General features: G+C 66.2%; 7 protein-coding genes. 2 read left to right on the top strand and 5 right to left on the bottom strand.

Annotated features, from left to right (window positions below):
* Positions 1-1334 (bottom strand): MFS transporter (locus DM374_RS18730; protein WP_110971229.1); only part of this gene is annotated, 1334 nt, incomplete at its 3' end.
* A 355-nt stretch (positions 1335-1689) separates the two neighbouring features.
* Between DM374_RS18730 and DM374_RS18725 the strand changes: the two genes are divergently transcribed.
* Together DM374_RS18725 and DM374_RS18720 are read left to right on the top strand one after the other, a co-directional pair.
* Positions 1690-2403 carry an alpha/beta fold hydrolase gene (locus DM374_RS18725; RefSeq protein ID WP_225422534.1) on the top strand — a complete coding sequence of 238 codons (714 nt, stop codon included), beginning with the start codon at positions 1690-1692 and terminating at the stop codon, positions 2401-2403.
* Positions 2404-2487: 84 nt separating this feature from the next.
* Positions 2488-3612, top strand: a complete 1125-nt coding sequence (locus tag DM374_RS18720) for an MFS transporter (protein ID WP_110971232.1) — start codon at positions 2488-2490, stop codon at positions 3610-3612.
* A gap of 44 nt (positions 3613-3656) precedes the next feature.
* Here the strand turns inward: DM374_RS18720 and DM374_RS18715 are convergent, their stop codons facing one another.
* From DM374_RS18715 to DM374_RS18700, 4 genes are all read right to left on the bottom strand, one after another.
* Positions 3657-4964, bottom strand: a complete 1308-nt coding sequence (locus tag DM374_RS18715) for an alginate export family protein (RefSeq protein ID WP_404821338.1) — start codon at positions 4962-4964, stop codon at positions 3657-3659.
* 203 nt (positions 4965-5167) lie between these two features.
* Entirely contained in the window at positions 5168-5923 is a 756-nt protein-coding gene (locus DM374_RS18710; protein ID WP_110971227.1) for an SDR family oxidoreductase, read from the bottom strand.
* Entirely contained in the window at positions 5923-6711 is a 789-nt protein-coding gene (locus DM374_RS18705) for an SDR family NAD(P)-dependent oxidoreductase (RefSeq protein WP_110971226.1), read from the bottom strand. The genes DM374_RS18710 and DM374_RS18705 overlap by 1 nt, the downstream gene beginning before the upstream one ends.
* Positions 6704-7525, bottom strand: a complete 822-nt coding sequence (locus DM374_RS18700) for a molybdenum cofactor biosynthesis F family protein (protein ID WP_110971225.1) — start codon at positions 7523-7525, stop codon at positions 6704-6706. The genes DM374_RS18705 and DM374_RS18700 overlap by 8 nt, the downstream gene beginning before the upstream one ends.
* Between the last annotated feature and the right edge of the window lie 152 nt (positions 7526-7677).

Here is a 7677-nt window from a genome sequence, read left to right as displayed (position 1 = left end):
TGCGCCAGCAGCGCCTGGCTCGCGCGGCGTCGCGCATGGCCGTTGGTGAGAATGGCGGCGGCGGCGATGAATGCCGGCGTGCCCAGCAGGGTGAACAGCAGCGGCAGGCCCAGGCCCATGCTGAGCACCGCGCCGCCGATCAGCGAACCGAAGATCGCCCCGAAACGACCGATACCGAGCATCCAGCTTACGCCGGTGGCGCGGAACTCGGTGGGGTAGTAGCCGGGGGCAAAGGCGTTGAGGCCGGTCTGCGCGCCGCTCATGCAGAAGCCGGCGGCGAGCACGCCCACGGCCAGCAGGCTGGATTCCAGGCTGAAGGCGCCGAGCAACAGGATGCACAGGCCGCCGAGCACATAGGCGGTGGCGATCACGCCGTTGGGGTTGCGGCGGTCCATGATCCAGCCCACTACCAGCGCGCCGACGGTGCCGCCGATCTGGAACAGGCCGGTGATGGTCGCGGCACGTTCGATGCTCAGGCCGCTGTCACGCAGCAGGGTCGGCAGCCAGCCCATGGTCAGGTAGATCACCAGCAGGCCCATGAAATAGGTCAGCCACAGGGCGAGCGTGCCAAGACGATAGCGCGGCAGGAACAACTGGCTGACCGGCGCCTTGCTTTGCAGCGGCGGCTCGGCAACGTGGAAGCGGGTGTCGGCGTTGAAGCGTCCACCGAGCTTGCCGAGGGCCTTGGCGATCTGCTCGGCCGGAGCCTTGCGCACGGCGAGGAAGTGCGCCGATTCCGGCAGCAGCGTCCACAGGAACGGCAGCAGGAGCAGCGGCAGAATTCCGCCGGCCAGCAGCACGGCTTGCCAGCCGTAGGTGGGGATCAGCCAGGCCGCTAGAAAACCGCCGCCGCCGGATCCGAGGTTGAAGCCGGTGAACATCAGGGTAATCAGCAGCGAGCGGTTGCGCTCGGGCAGGTATTCGCTGAGCAGGGTGGTGCAGTTTGGCAGCGCTGCGCCGAGGGCGATGCCGATCAGCAGGCGCAGGCCGGCCAGTTCCCAGGGATTGCGGGCGAAGGCGCAGCCGAGGCTGAGTACGGCGAAACCGGTGACCGCGATCAGCAGCACCTTCTTGCGGCCGAGGCGGTCGGCGTAGGGGCCGGCGGTCAGCGCGCCGATGGCCAGGCCGACCATCCCGGCGCTCATCACCGGGCCGAAGGCGGCGCGGGACAGGCCCCACTCCTGCATCAGCGACGGTGCGATAAAGCCCATGACCGCGACATCGAAACCATCGAACAGCACGATCAGAAAACACAGGCCGAGGATCAGCCATTGGTAGCCCGCCACGGGGCGGTTGTCGATCCACGCCTTGACGTCGACAGATTCATTGAGCATTCGGATTCACCTTTTGTTTTTGTAGGGGTGAACAGCGCGCCAGCCTTCGAAAATGCTGATGGCCGGTGCAGGGTCACCTGGCCGCAATGCGGCGAGGCTTGACTGTAAGGCCGGAGGCTTTGGGGGCGCCTCTGGGAAATGCTTAAGAAGGTATCGAATGTGTTTATGAGGGGCGTTGAGGGCTTGAGGCTTCTTTGCTGCGTGGGGCCTCATCGCTGGCAAGCCAGCTCCCACAGTGTGCGTAGCGATGAGGCCCCAAGCATCAACCCAACACCCATAGTCACATTCTGTATAAACTGCCCGCCACCGTCTCTATTCCAAGCCTTCCCGCCCGGCATCCCCCAGGAGTTTCCGCTTGTCCCGCAACAACCTTCCGCTCGTCATGCTTCCCGGTCTGCTCAACGACCACCGCCTCTGGGCTCACGCCCAGGCCACGTTCGAACCTTCTCGCCAGGTGCTGATCCCCGACCTCAGCCAGGACACGTCCATCGTCGCCATGGCCGAGCGGGTGCTGGAGCAGGCGCCGCCGCGTTTCGCCCTGGCGGCGTTGTCGATGGGAGGTTATGTCGCGTTCGAGATCCTGCGCCGCGCGCCGGAGCGGGTTGAGCGTCTGGCCTTGCTCGACACCATGGCCCGCCCCGACGACCCGCAACGTGCCCGCGTGCGCCGCGGTCTGCTGGAGCTGGCCGGGCTGGGCAAGTTCAAGGGGGTGACGCCGCAACTGCTGCCGCGCCTGATGCACGCCCGTGCGCTCGACACCCGCGTGCCGCAGGTGGTGATGGAAATGGCTGACGATATCGGCCGCGAAGGCTTTATCCGCCAGCAGCAGGCAATCATCGACCGCGCCGACTATCGACCGTTGCTGGCAAGCATCGGTGTGCCGACCCTGGTGTTGTTCGGCGAGCAGGATGAAATCACGCCGCTGGCCGAGGCCCGGCTGATGCACGAAGGCATCCGCGGCGCGCACCTGGAAGTGATCGGCGAGTGCGGTCACCTGCCGCCGCTGGAGCATCCCGAGCGCACCAGCGAACTGCTCGCCCAGTGGCTGGCCGGCGCCTTCGATGCCTGATTCCGTTTATCCCGTTGTCCCCCGGAAGTCCTTGTGAAAGACCCCGCTGATTCACCCGGCCTGTCCGGTATTTTCCTGCTTGGCCTGCTGCAGATTCTGGTCTGGGGCGGTTCGTTCTTCTTGCTGGCGGTGATGGCTGCGCCGATCGTTCGCGACACCGGCTGGGCCCTGCAGTGGGTGTATGGTGCGCTGTCCTTGAGCCTGCTGGTGTCGGCGTTGCTGGCACCCTTGACCAGCCGGCTGATCGCCCGTTTCGGTGGCCGGCCGGTACTGGCCAGCAGCGGCGCGGTGGTCGCTGTGGGCTTGCTGCTGATGGCGGCAGCGCCGTCGCTGGGCTGGTTTCTGCTGGCGTGGGGCGTGATCGGCGTGGGCATGGCGCTGGGATTGTATGAAGCGCTGTTTGCCAGCCTCGGTGCGCTGTACGGCGAAAAGGCGGCCGGGGCGATTACCGGCATTACCCTGATTTCGGGCTTCGCCTCGACCCTGACCTGGCCGTTGGTGGCGCTGCTGATCGAGCATCTGGGCTGGCGCATGACCTGCGTCGCCTACGCCGTGGTGTTGCTGCTCAGCGTCGCGCCTCTGTATTGGCGGGCGCTGCCGGCGGGCGTCGGCATCAAGATCGCCAGCAAGGCGCAACAGGCCGCCGAGGACCGGGTCGACCCGCAGGTCTACTGGCTGCTGACCACGATCTTCGCCATTGGCGCGGTATTGATGACTGCGGTGGCGGTGCATCTGGTGTCGATTCTGCAAGGGCAGGGCCACAGCCTGGTGGCGGCCATCGGCTTCGCGGCGGTGCTGGGGCCTTGTCAGGTGGGTTCGCGGATCGTGCAGATCTTCGCCCGCAAGCGCCATCCGCTGTGGACCACGTTGATTTCAGTGGTGCTGGTGGCAAGCGGCTTGTTGCTGGTGACGCTGGTGCCGGCGGCGACCTTGCTCGGGCTGGTGTTGTATGGCTTCGGCAACGGGCTGCGGGCCATTGTGCGCGGGCTGTTGCCGCTGGTGCTGATGTCGCCTAGCAACTATGTGCTGCTGATGGGGAAGATGTCGTTGCCGTCGCTGGTCGGGCAAGCGGCGACCCCGTTGGTCGGCGGCTGGCTGTTGCAGAGCGCCGGGCCGGGCGCTGTGCTCGGGGTGATGGCCGGATTGGCGGGGGTGAATGTGTTGCTGGTGGGGCTGTTGATGCGGCGGCTGCCCAGCCGGGCTGACTGACGCTTTGGGAGCTGGCAAGCCAGCTCCCCCGCATCGGACCGGTGTTAGAACGGCACCGCCACCGTCAACTGGCTGTACACGTTGGTGCCATTGCCGCCCACCTGATTGCCGCCGTTGGTTTCATCCTTCTTCGGCTGGTACAGGCCGATCACCGGGCTGATGATCAGGTGCTCGTTGACCGCCCATTCGGCATAGAAATCCAGCTCGCGGGCATCGAGGTTGAGGGTGTCGCGGGTGCGCTGGGTGTGGAAGTCGAAGTACAGCGCGCCAACGGTGAGGTTCTCCAGCGGCGTGGCTTTCAGGCCGACATGGTGGATGCCAGTGTTGCTGTTGAACGGCCCGGAGTAGTTGGCCGCCACTTCGCCCTGGAACCAGGTGCCGTAACCCGTGCTCAGACCGGTGAACAGCGAATCCCAGCCCTGGGAATAACGGGTGTAGCGGTAGGTCAGTTTCGGTGCCCAGGCGACGTCGGCGAAGGTGTAGCCGGCTTCGCCGTACCAGGCTTTTTCCGGCCCGGCGTCTTTGTCCTGCCAGGCGTATTCGAAGGCGAAGCTGGCGTTTTCGATGCCGGCGCTGCCTTCACCGCGGACGCTGTAGACGTCCATGTTCTCGCGCTCTTTCTGGAAGTCGCTGGCCCACTGGTCGGTGACGTCCAGGCCGTGGACCCAGGTCAGACCGAGGGTGCCGGCGTCGGTGGTGTAGTCCAGGGTACCGGCAGCCAGTTCGGTTTCGGCCTGGGCGCGGTTGTCGGATTTGAGCCAGAGCACGCTGCCGTGCAGGCCGTCCTGGCCGCCCAGTTTCAATACCGCAGTACGGTCGAAGGCGTGGCGGGCGGCCAGGTAATAGGCGCCGCCACGGTTGAGGTCGCCGTCGGCCGGGCCTTTGCCGAGGTTCGGGCCGTCATCGTTGATCAGGAAGCCGCTGCCGATCTTGACCACCTGGCGACCAGCGGAGAAGTCCACGCCGTCTTTGCCCAGGGCCGGGAACAGATCGCCGGAGCGCCAGCCGAGGAAGGCGTCTTCGATCTTGGTGGTGCGCTCGGAACCGTCGGTGTTGCCGGCGGCGTCGCCGTCGCCCCAGGTCGCCGAGCTGACCAGATTGAAGGTGCCGTACAACGTGCCATTGCCGCCCAGGCCCTGGTCACCGCTGACGCCGTACTTGATGAAGCCTTCGCGCCAGGTCGAGCCGCCGGGTGTGCCGTCGTAGTTCTTGCGGCTGTTGAACATGCCGAACACGGCGAGCATGTCGGCGTTCAGGTGGGTGTCGTCGTCCGCGTAGAGTTCGTAGGCCAGTGCCGGTTGCGCGGCGGCGAGCGTGACCAGGCTCAGGCCGACGGCCCGCGCGATCGGCATCAGGCGATGCTGTTTGTCCATTGTGATTCCCCAGTTGTTATTGGCAGGTGGCCGCGCCCTGGCCCGGCCCCGTCGACGAATGCTCCGTGACGCAGGTATTAGGGCGCTGTCGGTGGGGGTACGTCTTGTTCGTGGCTGCCAGCGGAGTTGATTGGGGTCGCCAGTTGTTGATTGTGGGAGCGAGCACGCTCGCTCCCACAGACTTACGACTCAGGCAGCGTTGCGCCGCCATCGACGATCAGGGTCTGCCCGGTGACATAGCCGGCATTGTCCGAGGCGAGGAACAACATGGCCGCAGCGATATCCGCCGGCTCGCCCAGCCGCCCCAACGGTACGCCGCTGGCAATCTGCGCACTGAGGTCGGCGTCACCGAGGTTGTCCATGGCCGGCGTGCGGATCATCCCTGGTTCCACGCCATTGACCCGCACGCCCAGCGGCGCCAGCTCCAGCGCGGCGTTGCGGATGAACCCGTTGACCCCGGCCTTGGACGCGGCGTAGTGGCTGAGCCCCGGATAGGCCACCCGTGGCCCAGTCACTGAAGAGGTCACCAGCACGTTGCCGCGACCCTGGCGGCGGAACAGCGGCAGCGCTGCCTGGGTCAGCCAGAACAGCGCCGACAGGTTCACATCCAGGGTGCGCCGCAGCATCGCTTCGCTGATCTGCTCGAAGGGGGTGAGGGGAAAATACGCGGCGTTGTGCACCAGCACATCGAGGCGCTCCAGGCCGTCGAGCAAGGTGAAGATCGCCTCGCGGTCGGCCAGGTCGATCCCCGCCGCCTGGGCCAGAAGGCCCTCGGCGCGCAGGCTGTCGGCCAGCGTCTGGGCGCCGGCCAGGTCGAGGTCGGCGATCAGCACTTCGGCACCGCCGCGGGCGAAGCCCTCGACAATCGCCCGGCCAATCCCCTGGGCACCGCCGGTGACCAACACCTGCTGCCCGCGGTAATCGAAGGTGGCATTCATCACGGATTCTCCAGTCGTGTATAGGCCAGGGTCGGCACATCGACCACGGTCGACCCGCCATCGGCGGCGATCACCGCGCCGGTGATGATCGAGGCGTCGTCGCTGACCAGGAACTGGCACAGCGCGGCAATCTCGTCGGCACTGGCGGGGCGGCGCAGCGGTACATCGGCGGTGACCCGGCGATACGCCGCATCCAGGTCTTCGCCGTAGTGCTCCATCAGCGGCTGCATTTCTTCGTCGGCCATTGGCGTGCGCACCCAGCCCGGACACACGCAATTGACCCGCACGCCCTGCGGCCCGAAGTCTCGCGCCAGTGAGCGGTTCAGCCCCACCAACGCGTGCTTGGCGGTGGTGTAGCCGCACACCTGCGGGCCCGCCGCCAGCGAGGCGATGGAGCCGAGCAGGACGATGCTGCCGCGCCGTTCGATCAGCAGCGGCAAACAGGCGCGGGCACTGTGGAAGGCGCTGTGCAGGTTGCCGCGCATCGCTGCTTCCCAGGCGGCGTCGCTGGTCTCCAGCGCGTTGCCCAAACCATGACCGCCAGCGCAGCAGATCAGTGCATCGAGGCCGCCGAAGCGGGCGCGGATCTGTTCGATGAAGCCGGTCCACACCGCGCTCTCGGCGGCATCACCGGCCAGCACCAGGGCGTCGTGGCCGGCGGCCACCCGCTCCAGCGCCTCGCGGCGGCGGCCCACCAGCACCAGGTTATGCCCCAGTGCCGCCATGCGCTGGACACAGGCCTCGCCGATTCCGGTGCCGGCACCGGTAATCAGCACGGTCTTAGTCATGGCCGTGGTCCGTGGTGTTGATCAGGTTGCAGTAGGACGCCACCGGGAAGTTACTGAAGGCGTCGAAGCTGCCTTCGGCGTAGCCGAAGATCTTGCCGTCGCTGCGGTGTTCGCGCAGGTCGATCATCACCAGGCCGAGGGTCGGGATGATCTTCTCGCGCCAGACGAACAGGTACAGTTCATCGGTGATCTTGTAGTAGTGGCAGCGGTCGGTGTCGCACAGACCTTGCTCGACACCCTTGAGGCACTGCCAGGTGTAGTAGTGCTCGTTGAGGTAGATGTGCTCGTATTCCTCGGTCGGGCTGTAGCGGTAGCGGTTGCGGATACCTACCAGTTCGCTGGTCGGCGCGTGCGGGCAGGCGCCGTCCTGCCAAGGGCGATCAAGGGTGCCGTGGAGGAACTGCGCCTCGACGGCGGTCAGGTTCTTGCCGGACAGGGCACGCGAGTACATGCCTTCGCGGGTTTCTTCGGCGCTGGGCATATTGCCGATGACTGCGGTGAAGGACTGGCTCAGGGTGTCCAGCACCAGGGTGATCGACCAGGTCTGGCCGTGCTCGGTCTTGAGGAAGTCGACCAGGACGATGCCCGGGCGCACCGAGGTGGCGCGGTACGGCGCGCTGCCGGTCGAGTGACCATCGGCGGCGTGCCAGTGCAGTTGGTCGGCGTCGAAGCGGTGCTCGATCGACCAGCCGTTGGCGAAGTTCAGGGTCATGCGCTGACCGGCCAGCTCGGCCAGTTGCGGCAGGATGAAGGCTTCCGGGGCGAAGCCCTCAGCCAGGGCGCCTACGGTGATCCAGTCGGTATGGGTGGTCATGGGAGGTGGCTCGTCGTTGTTGTTGGAGCCGTGATGGTGCCGCGTGGGCGTGTGATGCGGTATCAACCGGATGGTTGAGGTGTCGCGGTGTGTCAGTCACGGGATTGTCACGCGCTGGTAGTAATGTGCCATCACTCAACGGCAGGAATGAA

It is taken from the genome of Pseudomonas huaxiensis (genome assembly GCF_003231275.1).
Taxonomy (GTDB): domain Bacteria; phylum Pseudomonadota; class Gammaproteobacteria; order Pseudomonadales; family Pseudomonadaceae; genus Aquipseudomonas; species Aquipseudomonas huaxiensis.
Note: the sequence above shows the minus strand (reverse complement) of the source record. Positions and strands in the feature narration are given on the sequence as shown.

Bases quoted from the DNA above. Each gene is read 5' to 3' on its own strand.
- DM374_RS18715 (WP_404821338.1), bottom strand. From the start codon at position 4,964: ATGCCGATCGCGCGGGCCGTCGGCCTGAGCCTGGTCACGCTCGCCGCC.
- DM374_RS18710 (WP_110971227.1), bottom strand. From the start codon at position 5,923: ATGAATGCCACCTTCGATTACCGCGGGCAGCAGGTGTTGGTCACCGGC.
- DM374_RS18705 (WP_110971226.1), bottom strand. From the start codon at position 6,711: ATGACTAAGACCGTGCTGATTACCGGTGCCGGCACCGGAATCGGCGAG.
- DM374_RS18700 (WP_110971225.1), bottom strand. From the start codon at position 7,525: ATGACCACCCATACCGACTGGATCACCGTAGGCGCCCTGGCTGAGGGC.